The organism is Streptomyces sp. NPDC051636, from assembly GCF_044453765.1.
Classification (GTDB): Bacteria; Actinomycetota; Actinomycetes; order Streptomycetales; family Streptomycetaceae; genus Streptomyces.
The window spans coordinates 62,575-76,097 of sequence record NZ_JBITDA010000009.1 but is presented as its reverse complement, the minus strand read 5'-3'; the positions used below and the strand labels follow the sequence as shown (position 1 = coordinate 76,097).

General features: G+C 68.8%; 13 protein-coding genes, 1 other RNA gene and 2 pseudogenes. 3 read left to right on the top strand and 13 right to left on the bottom strand.

The genetic code is table 11. The annotated features are described in order from the left end of the window. Positions 1-6: 6 nt before the first annotated feature. The 6 genes and pseudogenes from ACIBBH_RS18190 to ACIBBH_RS18165 form a co-directional block, all read right to left on the bottom strand. Positions 7-666, bottom strand: a complete 660-nt coding sequence (locus tag ACIBBH_RS18190) for a hypothetical protein (RefSeq protein ID WP_399405656.1) — start codon at positions 664-666, stop codon at positions 7-9. A 175-nt stretch (positions 667-841) separates the two neighbouring features. Next, positions 842-1,609 carry a hypothetical protein gene (locus ACIBBH_RS18185; RefSeq protein ID WP_399405654.1) on the bottom strand — a complete coding sequence of 256 codons (768 nt, stop codon included), beginning with the start codon at positions 1,607-1,609 and terminating at the stop codon, positions 842-844. A gap of 145 nt (positions 1,610-1,754) precedes the next feature. Then, a pseudogene (locus tag ACIBBH_RS18180) lies at positions 1,755-2,116 on the bottom strand (acyltransferase); the annotation flags it as partial. A gap of 114 nt (positions 2,117-2,230) precedes the next feature. Continuing rightward, complete coding sequence (locus tag ACIBBH_RS18175; protein ID WP_399405652.1) at positions 2,231-3,190, bottom strand: hypothetical protein; 960 nt, start codon at positions 3,188-3,190, stop codon at positions 2,231-2,233. Between the two features lie 68 nt (positions 3,191-3,258). Next, positions 3,259-3,918, bottom strand: a complete 660-nt coding sequence (locus ACIBBH_RS18170) for a hypothetical protein (protein WP_399405650.1) — start codon at positions 3,916-3,918, stop codon at positions 3,259-3,261. A 233-nt stretch (positions 3,919-4,151) separates the two neighbouring features. Further along, a complete protein-coding gene (locus ACIBBH_RS18165; RefSeq protein ID WP_399405648.1) occupies positions 4,152-5,123 on the bottom strand; it encodes a LysR family transcriptional regulator in 972 nt (323 codons plus the stop codon). Positions 5,124-5,206: 83 nt separating this feature from the next. Between ACIBBH_RS18165 and ACIBBH_RS18160 the strand changes: the two genes are divergently transcribed. Both ACIBBH_RS18160 and ACIBBH_RS18155 read left to right on the top strand, forming a co-directional pair. After that, entirely contained in the window at positions 5,207-6,475 is a 1,269-nt protein-coding gene (locus ACIBBH_RS18160; RefSeq protein WP_399405646.1) for an MFS transporter, read from the top strand. 94 nt (positions 6,476-6,569) lie between these two features. Further along, positions 6,570-6,893 (top strand): annotated as a pseudogene (locus ACIBBH_RS18155) (carbohydrate ABC transporter substrate-binding protein); the annotation flags it as partial. A 60-nt stretch (positions 6,894-6,953) separates the two neighbouring features. Here the strand turns inward: ACIBBH_RS18155 and ssrA are convergent. From ssrA to ftsE, 5 genes are all read right to left on the bottom strand, one after another. After that, positions 6,954-7,340: a transfer-messenger RNA gene (gene ssrA / locus ACIBBH_RS18150) on the bottom strand. A 110-nt stretch (positions 7,341-7,450) separates the two neighbouring features. After that, entirely contained in the window at positions 7,451-7,930 is a 480-nt protein-coding gene (smpB, locus tag ACIBBH_RS18145) for an SsrA-binding protein SmpB (RefSeq protein WP_399405644.1), read from the bottom strand. Between the two features lie 46 nt (positions 7,931-7,976). Beyond that, positions 7,977-9,146, bottom strand: a complete 1,170-nt coding sequence (locus tag ACIBBH_RS18140; protein WP_399405642.1) for a S41 family peptidase — start codon at positions 9,144-9,146, stop codon at positions 7,977-7,979. 67 nt (positions 9,147-9,213) lie between these two features. Next, a complete protein-coding gene (gene ftsX, locus ACIBBH_RS18135; RefSeq protein WP_399405640.1) occupies positions 9,214-10,131 on the bottom strand; it encodes a permease-like cell division protein FtsX in 918 nt (305 codons plus the stop codon). Between the two features lie 45 nt (positions 10,132-10,176). Then, positions 10,177-10,866 (bottom strand): cell division ATP-binding protein FtsE, encoded by a 690-nt coding sequence (ftsE, locus tag ACIBBH_RS18130; RefSeq protein ID WP_393866211.1) that lies wholly within the window; start codon positions 10,864-10,866, stop codon positions 10,177-10,179. Positions 10,867-11,113: 247 nt separating this feature from the next. On the opposite strand from ftsE, the gene ACIBBH_RS18125 reads away from it, so the two are divergent. Continuing rightward, the gene (locus ACIBBH_RS18125; protein ID WP_399405638.1) at positions 11,114-11,305 is read left to right on the top strand and encodes a hypothetical protein; all 192 of its coding nucleotides are present in this window, start codon (positions 11,114-11,116) and stop codon (positions 11,303-11,305) included. Positions 11,306-11,397: 92 nt separating this feature from the next. Here the strand turns inward: ACIBBH_RS18125 and ACIBBH_RS18120 are convergent, their stop codons facing one another. Both ACIBBH_RS18120 and prfB read right to left on the bottom strand, forming a co-directional pair. After that, complete coding sequence (locus ACIBBH_RS18120; protein ID WP_399405636.1) at positions 11,398-12,009, bottom strand: hypothetical protein; 612 nt, start codon at positions 12,007-12,009, stop codon at positions 11,398-11,400. Positions 12,010-12,286: 277 nt separating this feature from the next. Then, complete coding sequence (gene prfB, locus ACIBBH_RS18115; protein WP_399405634.1) at positions 12,287-13,393, bottom strand: peptide chain release factor 2; 1,107 nt, start codon at positions 13,391-13,393, stop codon at positions 12,287-12,289. Between the last annotated feature and the right edge of the window lie 130 nt (positions 13,394-13,523).

Here is a 13,523-nt window from a genome sequence, read left to right as displayed (position 1 = left end):
TGGCACTCAGGGCAGGCACTTGGAGCTCCCCCTCACTGAAAGAAGCTTCTCGACGACCCAGACGCCCTTGTCGTTCTTGTGAAGCTGGGTGCTATACAGGACATAGCTGTTCTTGGTGACCGGTGTCTTGTCGACCTTCTTGGTCTTCAAGTAGAGGTCATAGGCCTTGCTCTGGTCCTCGCAGTACACGAGTGACGCACTGCTGGAACCACTGACGTTCACGACCGGGTCGTAATAGCGGTAGCTACCAGTCGTCCGAGCCTTCGCCTTGACGTACGCCTGGATGAACTGCTGCGTCTGGGCCGCTGCCTCACCCTCGTAGTAGAACCGGTACGCCTTGTCGAGCGGATCCTGCTTCACGATCGCGAGGTCCACCGCCTTGATGGACTGCTCGCTGTCCGCCAGAACCGCGTCCTTGTCCTTTTCACCCGTTTGAGGCCAGTCAAAGGTGTACGACAAGTCGGACGGCAACTCGATCTTCGGCCGCCCCTCCTCAGCCCTCCCGCTCGCACTCGGCGAAGCCGACGCCGAGCCCCCCGTATCCGCCCCCGCGATCTTGTCGTTCGGCTTCGAGCCGCCGCCCCCACCCCCACCGCAACCAGCAAGGAGAAGCACGGCCATCGCACCGGCGGCGGCTGTCGTGAGCAGGCGGGGGCGGGGGGTCACGGTGGGCTCCTGGTGGGGCGTTCGGGGTCTGTGAAGCAGCCGATACGGTATCGAGGTCTCCGGTGGGCACACCAGAGCGAACTGCTCCGATCCGCCATCGCAGCAGTCCTGTGACATTGCAACACGCGCAGAGACAAGGCGCGTTGGCCCTGCAAAGCCCTTGAGGGTGCCGGCCCTACTCCCCCACATACGCCAACGTGTCACTCCCCCCGTCATCCCACTCGATGTCCACGCTGCCCCCCGACCGCGTCAGCGTCGCCGCGACGTAGTCGTCCTCCTTGGCGCTCTTGGTGCTCATCGGGCTGAGGACGAGGCGGAAGGTGCCGTCGCCGCGGTCCACGCCCAGGCCGGTGAGGATGCCCTTGCCGCCGGCGTCGATGTAGGAGAGGGGGTGTTTGCCCTTGTAGTCCCCGGCCGTGTACTCCTCGCCGATGGTGAGGGTCTTGTTGTCGTCGTCCTGCCACTGTCCCTGGAAGCCCGTGGCGGGGGCCGTGGCGGTTGCGTCGTCGGATGCGGGGGAGGACTCCTCCTCGCTCGGGTCCTCCGGGCCCTCCGTGGCGTCCGTGGGTGACGAGGACGCGCTGGGGTCGACGGACTCGCTCACGTGGGCCAGCGGCTTGTTGTTGCCGTTGCTGCCGCCATCGCTCGTGGCGAGGTAGATGCCGCCGCCGATCAGCGCCACGGCCGCGACGGCGCCGGCCACGACGAGGGCCGGCTTTCGCTTGTTGCGGCCGCCGCTCTCCGGCGGTGGGGGCGGGTACGCGCCGTACTGGCCCCCGCCGTACGCGGGCTGGGCCGCGTACGGGTTGGGGACCTGCCCGGGGACCTGCCCGGGGGCCTGGGCGGGGGGCTGCGGCGCGTACGGGCCCGGGTACGGCGGCTGCTGCGGCTGCTGCGGGGCTCCGTAACCGCCCTGCGGCGGCCAGCCGGGAGGCTGCGTCATCTGCGGTTGTCACTCCTTGGGTCGCGTCGGCGGGCGGACAGCGGATGCCGTGCATCACCCGCCCCACACGTCCCCAACATTCACCACCCCGCCCGCCACACGCAAGCGCGTTCCCATTCCCGCGCACGCCAACTGCCGCCCCGTGTCAGGGCCTTCGCCGACATCCCGCCCGCCGCGCACCGTTCGGCCACAACCTCGGGCTCCGCTTCGCCGCGATGTCCTCGACCCAGCCGAAGGCGACGATCGTCAGGCCGATCAACGGCCAGACCAGGAGGAACATCCAGAGCATTACGTGGCGTCCAGCACCGCCACCGCGTGGTCGCTCCGCATGAACGGGAGGTCGTACGCCTGGCCGATGACCGGCACCGTCGCCGTGATCAGCATGTTGTGCCACAGGTAGACGGTGACCGCGCGCTTGTTGGACAGGGTCACCAGCTTGCCCCAGCGGGCCGGTCGGCCCGGGAGTTCCCGCCAGGACGGGGAGTACTGGAGAAGGATCACCACGAACCGGCACACAGCGCACCGCACCGGGCTCGCCGGTCCTGGGCATCGGCTTCCCCATGACCCGGGCCCGCAACGCAGCCCACGGCAGGGCCCGCCCTGAGGGCAGCGCGCCCCGGCTCAGCGATTGACCGCCTGGATCTCCTGCACCACGACATCCTGGGTTGCGCCGAAGGTTCCGTCGGGCAGGTTGCCGCCTGTGTTGCCCGTGCCCGTCCAGTGGATCTTCCAGGTGATGGTGGCCTTGAGCGGGTAGGAGCCGGTGCCCGAGGAACGCAGGTACTTCACTCCGCAGGGTGGGGTCTCGTCGGACCTGCCCTTGGCGTAGGGCTCGCCGATGGAACCGTTCTTGATCTCGCAGACGCCGGACGCCGGATAGGTCGTCGCGTCCGTCGTGCCAGGGTCGATCTTGAGGGAGACCGGTTCGGCGGTGGTCGTCGCGGAGATGCCTAGCACCGGGATCGAGGCAGTGACGGAGACCGGCTTGAACTTGGCTCCGTCGAGCCAGGCCCAGGTCGGGAGGTTGACCTTCGTCTTGTCGGCGGGTGCCAGCGTCACCTTCGTGCCGGGGACGCGGATCTCCTTGTAGGCGAGTTCGGCGAGGATCTTCGGGGTGACGGCGTTCTCGATGTTCGCCGGCGGGGGGTCACCCTTGTCGACCCAGAAGATGGGTTTGTCGCACTTGTCCCAGCCGGGCGGGAAGTCCTCGTTGACGTAGGAGCTCCACCAATAGCCCTCGCCGGCCTTGTCCTCGTTGAAGTCCTTGTACGGGTGACCGTTTACGTACCGGTCCCGCTGCTCGGCGTCCCACTGGGCACCGGTGGAATCCGCCTCCCAGATCGGCTCCAGGTATGCCTTGAGCTGGGCAGGGGTGTACTTCGGCGCGTACCAGCAGGCCGGCGGGGTCCAGGAGGTGCTGGAGGTGACTGGGCCCACCGAGTCGCCGGAGCCGTTCTTGGAGCGGTCGTAGACAATGACGCCGACGGTCGAGTTCAGGGTGCTGTCGTTGACTCCGCCTGAGGTCTTTTGACCGGGCGGAGGAGGAGTCTGCGCGCCGCCGCCGATCTTGTTGTCAGCCATGGCAGGCGCGGCGCCCGTAAGGATTGAGCCGACCAGCGACAACACGATGAGCGATCGTGAACTGGCAATCAGGGCTGACACTTGGAGCTCCCCCTCACTGAAAGAAGCTTCTCGACGACCCAGACGCCCTTGTCGTTCTTGTGAAGCTGGGTGCTATACAGGACATAGCTGTTCTTGGTGACCGGTGTCTTGTCGACCTTCTTGCTCTTCAAGTAGAGGTCATAGGCCTTGCTCTGGTCCTCGCAGTACACGAGTGACGCACTGCTGGAACCACTGACGTTCACGACCGGGTCGTAATAGCGGTAGCTACCAGTCGTCCGAGCCTTCGCCTTGACGTACGCCTGGATGAACTGCTGCGTCTGGGCCGCTGCCTCACCCTCGTAGTAGAACCGGTACGCCTTGTCGAGCGGATCCTGCTTCACGATCGCGAGGTCCACCGCCTTGATGGACTGCTCGCTGTCCGCCAGAACCGCGTCCTTGTCCTTTTCACCCGCCTGAGGCCAGTCAAAGGTGTACGACAAGTCGGACGGCAACTCGATCTTCGGCCGCCCCTCCTCAGCCCTCCCGCTCGCACTCGGCGAAGCCGACGCCGAGCCCCCCGTATCCGCCCCCGCGATCTTGTCGTTCGGCTTCGAGCCGCCGCCCCCACCCCCACCGCAACCAGCAAGGAGAAGCACGGCCATCGCACCGGCGGCGGCTGTCGTGAGCAGGCGGGGGCGGGGGGTCACGGTGGGCTCCTGGTGGGGCGTTCGGGGTCTGTGAAGCAGCCGATACGGTATCGAGGTCTCCGGTGGGCACACCAGAGCGAACTGCTCCGATCCGCCATCGCAGCAGTCCTGTGACATTGCAACACGCGCAGAGACAAGGCGCGTTGGCCCTGCAAAGCGTCCGTCCCCCTCTGTCTCACCGTGCTCGGCGGCCCCGGACGTAGCGCCCGCGCGGGTTCGGAACTTCCGAAGTTTCAATGGTGAACAGAATTGACCGAGTCATCGATGGCGGGAATCCATGCCCTTTCGGGTCGGCGCAACCACCCCTGTTCCACGGCGAGTTCCGCCGCGGCTCGCCGAACCGCGTCGAACGCGGGGTGCGCCAGTCCGCTGCGCCACACCAGCGACACGGGTGACAGCGGGACGGGATCGACGAGCGGCCGCACCACCGTCCGCGGCAGCGCCGGGAAGTCGGTCACCGCGAGGACCGGGTTCCCGGTCTTGGCCATGAGCCGCTCGAACTCCTCCACCCCCACGGCCAGCGGCGCGGGTGGCGCGACCTCGATGCCGCGTCCGTCGAAGAGGCGGTGCGCGAGGTCGGTCCACTCCGGCGTGCGCGGGTTTCCCGCACCGGCGTACACGGTCTCGCCCGCCAGCGCGTCCAGCGGCACCGCCTCCAGCGACGCCAGCCGGTGGTCCTCGGGCAGCACGAGCGCCATCGGCTCGTACCGCACGAGCTGGTGCTCCAGCCCGGCCCGCAGCGCCGGGTCCAGCCCCGCGAACCTGCCGAACGACGCGTCCAGGCGCCCGGCGAGCAGTTCGGCCGCCGCTCCCGTGAGTCCGCTCTCGTAGCGGGCCATCAGCTCGCAGTCGGGGGCGAGTTCCCGGGCCCGGTGGAGCACGCGGCGGCCGGTGACCAGACCCGGGGAGTTGAGGTCGACCAGGAGGGGGCGGGCTTGCCCGAAGGCGGCGAGCAGGTCGTCCTGTGCGGCGAGGACGCGGCGGGCGTGCGGCAGCAGGCGCTCGCCGTCGGCGCTCAGCGCGACCTGCCGGGTGGTCCGGACGAGCAGCTCGGCGCCCAGCTCCCGCTCCAGCCGCCGCACGTCCCGGCTGAGGGCCTGCTGGGCGACGTACAGGCGGGCCGCGGCGCGGGTGAAGTGCAGTTCCTCGGCGACGGTGACGAATGCGCGGAGGAGACGGGGGTCGAGGTGGGCGGGAGTGGGCACCGTGTGAACTTACAACGGCGGTGCGTGAATCGGTACGGAGAAGGTGTTGGACCCCTTGATCCACTTCGGGTGACGGTAGGGCCATGCCGCAGCCAACCGTTGAAGAAGCTCCCGCGTCCGCTCGACTCGGCCCCTACCGTCGTCTCTTCGCCCGCCCCGGCACCCGCGCCTTCACCGCCGGCAACCTGATCGCCCGCCTGCCGGTGGGCATGTTCGGCGTGAGCGCGGTCGTCATGATCGCCGGGTCGCGGGGCTCGTACGCGCTTGCCGGCGCCGTCACCGCGACCGGCCTGGCGGCGACGGCGCTGGCCGGACCCTGGGTCGCCCGGCTCGTCGACCGGTACGGGCAGGCCCGGGTCGCCGTACCGGCCACGGTGACCGCCGTGCTGGGCGGCCTCGCCCTGCTGCTGTGCGTGCGCCTGGGCGCCCCGGACTGGACCCTGTTCGCCGCGTACGCCGCCACCGCGACCACTCCCAACATCGGCGGCATGTCCCGGGCCCGCTGGGCCCACCTGTTGCGGGACGACCCGGCCGCCCTGCACACCGCGAACTCCTTCGAGCAGGCCGCCGACGAGCTGTGCTTCATGCTCGGCCCGGTCCTGGCGTCCTTCCTGACCGGCACACTCTTCCCGGAGGCGGGCACGCTGGCCGGTGCGGGGCTGCTGCTCGCCGGGATGCTGCTGTTCACCGCGCAGCGGGCGACCGAGCCGCCGCCCCGGGCGCGTTCGAAGGCCGCTTCGCCGCTGCGTACCCGCGGCATTCCGCCGCTGCTGGCCTGCTTCGTCGCCACCGGCGCGGTGTTCGGCTCGATGGAGGTCGTCACGATCGCGTACGCCGACGCGCAGGGCCACCGTTCGGCGGCCGGAGCCGTCCTCGCGCTCCAGGCGGCGGGATCGTGCGCGGCGGGCCTGCTGTACGGGGCGCGGAAGCCGGACGGGCCTGCGGACCGCCGGCTGCCGTGGTGCCTGCTGGCCATGGCCGCGCTGATGTCCCTGCCGCTGCTCGCCGCATGTACGGCAGGATCCCTCTGGGCGCTGGCGGCGGCCCTGCTCGCGGCGGGCATGGCGACCGCTCCGACGATGGTGACCGCGATGACGCTGGTCCAGGACCGTACCCCCGAGGACCGCCTCAACGAGGGCATGAGCCTCGTCGTCACCGCCCTGCTCACCGGCATAGCCGGCGGCTCGGCGGCCGGCGGCTGGGCCGCGGAGCACACCTCACCCGCGACCGCCTTCGCGGCGCCGGTCGCGGCGGCCGGCACGGCCCTGCTGATCAACTCCGCCGCGAACGGCGTCCGTTGGTCCTGGTCACTCCGTCGAACCGCTTGCCGCAATTCCCGTCAGACCCATTGACGCGCTCAAAGCCCTCACCCGCTTTCCCCGTCGACGCGCTTCGGCGTCACGTATTGAATCGATTCGATCAGCGCTGCGTGACCCCCCGAGAACCATGCGACTCCGACTTCCCTGGAGGCACTGGACGTGGGCACGACGGCGTGTGGCGGCCGCGGCGGTGATCCTCTCCGGATCACTGCTCCTGACGTCCTGCGGCGACTCGGACAGCGGTGCGCCCGACGGCAGGACGCTCCGGCTCCGGCACTACCAGGCGCCCGACAGCGCGATGGGCCAGGCCTGGAACGAGGCCGTCAGGGAGTTCGCGGCCACGCACCCGGGCGTAAGGGTGAAGTCCGAGGAGAAGGGCTGAGAGCAGATCCAGAAGACGGCGCCCCTGGTCGTGAAATCCTCGGACGGGCCGGACCTCATGGAGTACCACAACCCCGTACGACGAAGGCCCCGCCGCACGAACGCGACGAGGCCTTGCCCACATGGGATGAAGTGGAGATGGCGGGAATCGAACCCGCGTCCAACGGTGTGGAACCAGGGCTTCTCCGTGTGCAGTCCGCTTCGCTTTTCTCGGCCCCGGAGATCACGCGGACAAGTCTCCGACGGGCTCAGTCACTGTTTGGTTTCCCTCTTCACCCCGTGACCGGGATCGAGGTTTAGTCCCCTAGCTGATGCCAGGATCCGGGTCGGGAACAGCCCCGGGCTGACACTCCCGTGAGAGCTTCGCTAGCTGCTTATCAGGCAGCGAGAGCGAAGTGGGAGGAATCGCGCTTGGTGTTGGCGATTATTGTTTTCGGCCTGTGGTTTACGAGATCATGGCCGCTTCCTCGACACGCTTCCCCTGCTTCGACATCCGCTGTCGAAACCGATCATCCCCATGTTGATTTTTCAATCTGCGCACCTGCTGTGCGGTGCAGGTGCCATCGTACGTGACCAACGCGGGTCGATGCCAGCCTATTCCCGCCCGGCCGGCGGCCCGGGCCTGTCCTAGCCGCGCTGCTTGCGCCGCACCGCCGCCATCGCGCGGTCCGTCTCCCGCCGGTCCTGCTTCTCCCGCAGGGTCTGCCGCTTGTCGTACTCCTTCTTGCCCTTCGCCAGCGCGATCTCGATCTTGGCGCGGCCGTCCTTGAAGTACAGCGAGAGGGGCACGATCGTGTGACCCGTCTCCTGGGACTTGGACTCCAGCTTCTCGATCTCCTCCCGGTGCAGCAGGAGCTTGCGCTTGCGGCGGGCGCTGTGGTTGGTCCAGGTGCCCTGGCTGTACTCGGGCACGTGCACGTTGTGCAGCCACGCCTCGTGACCGTCCAGCTGCACGAAGCCGTCGACCAGCGAGGCCCGTCCCTGGCGCAGCGACTTCACCTCTGTCCCCATGAGCACCAGACCGGCCTCGTAGGTGTCGATGATGAGGTAGTCGTGCCGCGCCTTCTTGTTCTGCGCGATCAGCTTGCGCCCTTTTTCCTTAGCCATAGTGCCGTCCATTTTCGCACTACGGAGGGGGTCCGCGGGAAGCGGTTTACGACGGGTCGCCCAGGCCGCTGAGCACCGTCTCCGCGCGCTGGACCGCGTCCTGCCCCGCCTCCAGGTCGGGCGTGACACCCCGGCCGTCGACGGCGCGGCCGGAGGGGGTGCGGTAGTGGCCGACGGTCAGCTCGGCGACGGAGCCGTCGGGCAGCTCGCTCGGCATCTGGACCGAGCCCTTGCCGAAGGTGCGGGAGCCGATGACGACCGCGCGGCCGCGGTCCTGGAGGGCGCCGGTGAGCATCTCGGCCGCGCTCATCGTGCCGCCGTCGACGAGGGCGACCAGGGGCCGGGCGGTGCCGCCGCCGGGCTCGGCATGCAGGGCGCGCTGCTCACCGTCGACGTCGTAGGTGGCGACCAGGCCGCCGTCGAGGAACGCGGAGGCCGCGGTGACGGCCTCGGCGACCAGGCCGCCGGAGTTGCCGCGCAGGTCGAGGATGATCCCGCCGTCGGCCGGGGCCTGACGCACGGCGGTACGAACGGCGTCGCCGGAGCCCTTGGTGAAGGCGGCGATCCTGATGACGGTGGCTCCGTCGGCGAGCCGGCGGACGGTGACGGAGTCGGTGGAGAGGCGGGCCCGGCGCAGTGTCTCGCTCCACGCGCGTGCGCCGCGCTCCAGGCCGAGCCGGACGGTGGTGCCGGCCGGCGCGTCCTGGGCGTCGCCGCGCAGCAAGGAGACCACCTCGGTGACCGGACGCCCGTCGACCTTCCGCCCGTCGACGCTGCACAGCCGGTCGCCCTTGCGGATCCCGGCGGCGGCCGCGGGCGAACCCGACTGGACCTTGGTGATCTCGATCCGCCCGTCGCGCTCGCGTCGCGCCCACAGGCCGACGCCGGTGTACTCGCCGTCGAGGGCTTCCCGGAACTCCTCGTACTCGCCCTCCGAGTAGACGGCGCCCCAGCGGTCCCCGCTGCGGCTGACGGCCCGCTCGGCGGCCTCCATGGGGGACTTGCCGTCGGCCATGGCCTCGGCGGCGGCTTTCTGGACATCCTCGTGGTGGATGGCCGTACGGGCCGTGCCCTGTGCGGACCTGCGGCCGGAGTGATCGCCGTCGGAGAGGGCGCCGGTGGCGGCGCCGGCGACCAGCACACCGGCGAAGACCAATGTCAGGGCGGCCCCGCGGCCGATGCGGCGGGGCTGGCAGAACAGGTCGCGGCCTGACATGCGGGTGAGTCTAGGACAACGCGAAGGGCCGTACGGTCCGTTGACCGCACGGCCCTCTTGGTGTACGTCACACCTTCAGGTACTTGCGCAGCGCGAAGAACGCGGCCAGCGACGGCATCAGCAGGCTCGTGGCGAGAATGAGCGGGAGTTTCGTCAGTACGGCGTCCCAGCCGATGAAGTTGATCAGGTTCAGCTTCTGCGACAGGGCCAGGCCGTGGTCGATGATGAAGTACCGGGCGACGACCAGGAACCCGCAGGCCACCGTGCCGCCGATCAGTCCGGCGACCGCGGCCTCGGCGATGAACGGCGCCTGGATGTAGAAGCCGGAGGCGCCGACGAGCCGCATGATCCCGGTCTCACGGCGACGGCTGAACGCGGACACGCGCACGGTGTTGACGATCAGCATCAGCGCGACCACCAGCATCAGCGCCATCACCATCCGGGCGGCCCAGTTCATGCCGTTCAGCAGCCCGAACAGATTATCCAGAATGCCCTTTTGATCCTGCACCGACTGCACGCCCTCGCGCCCGTCGAAGGCGGTCGCGATGACCTGGTACTTCTGCGGGTCCTTGAGCTTGATCCGGTACGACTCCTGCATCTGGTCCGGGGTGAGCGAACTGGCCAGCGGGGAGTCGCCGAACTGCTCCTTGTAGTGCTTGTAGGCCTGGTCCTGCGACTCGTACGTCACCGTCTCGACGACCGACATCTTCTTCAGGTCGGCGAGGATCTGCTTCTTCTGGTCCTCGGTCACCGCGCCCTTGGCGCAGTTGGGGTCGGACTCGGCGTCGCTCTTGTTGCAGAGGAAGATCGAGACGTTGACCTTGTCGTACCAGTAGCCCTTCATGGTGCTGACCTGGTCGCTCATCAGCAGCGAGCCGCCGAACAGGGCCAGGGACAGGGCGACGGAGACGATGACGGCGAAGGTCATCGTGAGGTTGCGGCGGAGACCCACACCGATCTCCGACAGTACGAACTGGGCGCGCATGGCGTCTGGTTAAGCCTTTCCGTGGATCCAGGACCCTGGGGATCGTCAGTGCTGGTAGCCGTAGACGCCGCGTGCCTGGTCGCGGACGAGGCGGCCCTTCTCCAGCTCGATGACGCGCTTGCGCATCTGGTCCACGATGTTCTGGTCGTGCGTGGCCATCAGGACGGTCGTGCCGGTGCGGTTGATCCGGTCGAGCAGCTTCATGATGCCGACGGAGGTCTGCGGGTCGAGGTTGCCGGTGGGCTCGTCGGCGATCAGCAGCTTGGGCCGGTTGACGAAGGCCCGGGCGATGGCCACGCGCTGCTGCTCACCGCCGGACAGCTCACCCGGCATGCGGTCCTCCTTGCCGCCGAGCCCGACCAGGTCGAGCACCTGCGGCACGGACTTGCGGATCTCGCCGCGCGACTTGCCGATGACCTCCTGCGCGAAGGCCACGTTCTCCGCGACCGTCTTGTTCGGCAGGAGCCGGAAGTCCTGGAACACCGTCCCCAACTGGCGCCGCATGTGCGGGACCTTCCAGTTGGAGAGGCGCGCGAGGTCCTTGCCCAGGACGTGCACCTGGCCGTGACTGGCCCGCTCCTCGCGGAGGATCAGCCGCAGGAAGGTGGACTTTCCGGAGCCGGAGGACCCCACGAGGAACACGAACTCGCCCTTCTCCACCTCGAGAGAGACATCCCTGAGGGCGGGGCGGGTCTGCTTGGGGTAGACCTTGGAGACGTTGTCGAATCGGATCACGGATGCACCACGGGTCGCCGGGGGTAGATGAGCGTGACCATACGCGAACCGGGTGTGGAAGCGCAGTCGCCGGTCGAGGTTGTGAGAGGCTTGTGCCTTTTTGTGCCGGGTGATGTTTCCCCGGGTCATCAGCCGGGCCTTCGCTCCGGCCCCGCAGGAATCGCCGGAACCTGGCACAGTGGAGGGGGAACGTTCTCGGTTCCGCAGACGTTGTACTCGTGATGGCCGGTGCAAGGAGGGCGAGCGCATGACGTACGACCGGTTGGTGTGCGCGAACTGCGCGGCGCCCGTGAACGAGGGCCGGTGCCCTGTGTGCCGCGCCAACCGCGAGCGACTGCAGCAGGACAACTTCTTCGCGGGACTGAACCCGATGGCGCTGATCGCGCTGCTGGCGGTGCTGATCGCCGCGGTGGCGCTGCTGGCGCACCAGACCGCGTAAGGCCTGCCGAGTACGCCTGAAGGGCCCGGAGCGACACGCTCCGGGCCCTTCAGCGTACGGGATGAGTACGCTCGGCACTCATACGGCTACCGTCAGGCAGCCGCACCGCCCCGGCCGCCCACGAGGCGCGGCAGGACGCGGAAGCCGACGCCACCGGCGATCATGGTGGCGGCGCCGACGATCAGGAACGCGGTCTGGCCGGCACCGGTCTCGGCGAGCTCGTCACCGCTGCCCTGGGCCTGGGCACCGGAGGACGCGGTGTCCGAGCCGGTGTCGGTGAGGGTGGAGGAGCCCTCCTCCTGGGCGGAGGTGCCGGAGCCGCCGTCCGGGTCGGCGTTGTTGCCGCCGTGGCCGCTGCCGCCGCCCTGGGTGGGGTCCGAGGTGGCGGTGGGGTCGGAGGGCTGAGCCGTCGTCGGGTCCGGGTCCTCGGTGGGCTCGGTCGGCTCCTCGGTCGGGTCCGTCGGTTCGTCGGTCGGAATCACCGTCGGCGTGGCCGGGTCGGTCGGGAGCTGGGTCGGGACCGGCGGCGTCGTCGCCGGGTCGGTCGGGTCCGGGGTCGGGCTCTCGTCGGCGCACAGAACGCCGAGCACGCAGTCGTCGGACTCCGTGGCGGAGGCGGCGCCCGCGGCGGTCAGCGAGGCACCGGCGGCGATCACGGCACCGGCGGCGATCCGCGCGATCCGGATCCGCGTCTTCTTGGTCATATGGTTGCTACCCCCAGTAGCTGATCGTCATGAGGCGGCGCTCGGGGCCGTGATCGACGGAGACAGCTGTGGTGTAGCCCCCCGGTTCACATGCGCCCCAGAGATTACGCATGCCACGCTTCACCCTTCCCATTTTTCAAAGCAACGTCAAGGCCGTTGCGTACGCAATGTCCCATGGTGGGTTGTATGCCGGGAGTTGCAGCGTGTGAGTGTGATGTATAACCCAGACAAAACAGCAACTGCCGCCTCGTGGGCGGCAGTTGTCATGTCGACAAAGTTACTTCTCTTGCTGCTTGCGCCAGCGAATGCCGGCCTCGAGGAACCCGTCGATCTCACCGTTGAACACGGCCTCCGGGTTGCCGACCTCGTAGTCCGTCCGCAGGTCCTTGACCATCTGGTACGGGTGCAGCACGTACGACCGCATCTGGTTGCCCCAGGAGTTGCCGCCGTCGCCCTTGAGGGCGTCCATCTTGGCCTGCTCCTCCTGCCGGCGCCGCTCGAGCAGCTTGGCCTGGAGGACGTTCATCGCGGTGGCCTTGTTCTGGATCTGCGACCGCTCGTTCTGGCAGGAGACGACGATGCCGGTGGGGAGGTGTGTGATGCGGACGGCGGAGTCGGTGGTGTTGACGCCCTGACCGCCGGGCCCGGAGGACCGGTAGACGTCGATCCGCAGCTCGGACTCGTCGATCTCGACGTGGTCGGACTGCTCGACGACGGGAAGCACTTCCACACCCGCGAAGGAGGTCTGGCGGCGCCCCTGGTTGTCGTAGGGCGAGATGCGCACGAGCCGGTGCGTGCCCTGCTCGACGGAGAGGGTGCCGTAGGCGTAGGGAACCTGCACGGCGAAGGTGGTGGACTTGATGCCCGCCTCTTCGGCGTACGACGTCTCGTAGACCTCGGTCTTGTACCCACGCTGCTCGGCCCAGCGCAGGTACATGCGCTGGAGCTTCTCGGCGAAGTCGGCGGCGTCCACGCCACCGGCCTCGGCGCGGATGTTGACCAGCGCCTCACGGGAGTCGTACTCACCGCTGAGCAGCGTCCGGACCTCCATCTCGTCCAGCGCCTTCTTGACGGCGGCGAGCTCGGACTCGGCCTCGGCGCGGGTGTCCGGGTCGTCCTCCTCCTCGGCCATCTCGAACAGCACGGCGAGATCGTCGATCCGCCCGCGCAGCGCCTCCGCCTTCCTGACCTCGGCCTGGAGGTGGGAGAGCTTGCTGGTGATCTTCTGCGCCTCGTCCGGGTTGTCCCACAGGGACGGCGCGGCCGCCTGCTCCTCGAGCACGGCGATGTCTGCCCTCAGCTTGTCGAGGTCCAGAACGGCCTCGATCGACTCCATGGTCGAGGAGAGGGACTTGAGCTCTTCGGATACATCGACGACTGCCACGCCTCCAGCGTAACGGCTCCGCCAACGGGGGAGTGCCGAGGGCGCAGGGGCGGAGCCCCGCGAGGGGTGCAGGCGACGCGGTCCCCGCCGGGGCCTGGGGCGGAGCCCCCGGGTGGGCTCACTTCTTGGT

Excerpts from the sequence above, each read along its gene's own strand:
- ACIBBH_RS18125 (WP_399405638.1), top strand. The coding sequence starts at position 11,114 with ATGACGTACGACCGGTTGGTGTGCGCGAACTGCGCGGCGCCCGTGAAC.
- smpB (WP_399405644.1), bottom strand. The coding sequence starts at position 7,930 with ATGGCTAAGGAAAAAGGGCGCAAGCTGATCGCGCAGAACAAGAAGGCG.
- ACIBBH_RS18160 (WP_399405646.1), top strand. The coding sequence starts at position 5,207 with ATGCCGCAGCCAACCGTTGAAGAAGCTCCCGCGTCCGCTCGACTCGGC.
- ACIBBH_RS18120 (WP_399405636.1), bottom strand. The coding sequence starts at position 12,009 with ATGACCAAGAAGACGCGGATCCGGATCGCGCGGATCGCCGCCGGTGCC.
- ftsX (WP_399405640.1), bottom strand. The coding sequence starts at position 10,131 with ATGCGCGCCCAGTTCGTACTGTCGGAGATCGGTGTGGGTCTCCGCCGC.
- ACIBBH_RS18140 (WP_399405642.1), bottom strand. The coding sequence starts at position 9,146 with ATGTCAGGCCGCGACCTGTTCTGCCAGCCCCGCCGCATCGGCCGCGGG.
- ACIBBH_RS18185 (WP_399405654.1), bottom strand. The coding sequence starts at position 1,609 with ATGACGCAGCCTCCCGGCTGGCCGCCGCAGGGCGGTTACGGAGCCCCG.
- ACIBBH_RS18175 (WP_399405652.1), bottom strand. The coding sequence starts at position 3,190 with ATGGCTGACAACAAGATCGGCGGCGGCGCGCAGACTCCTCCTCCGCCC.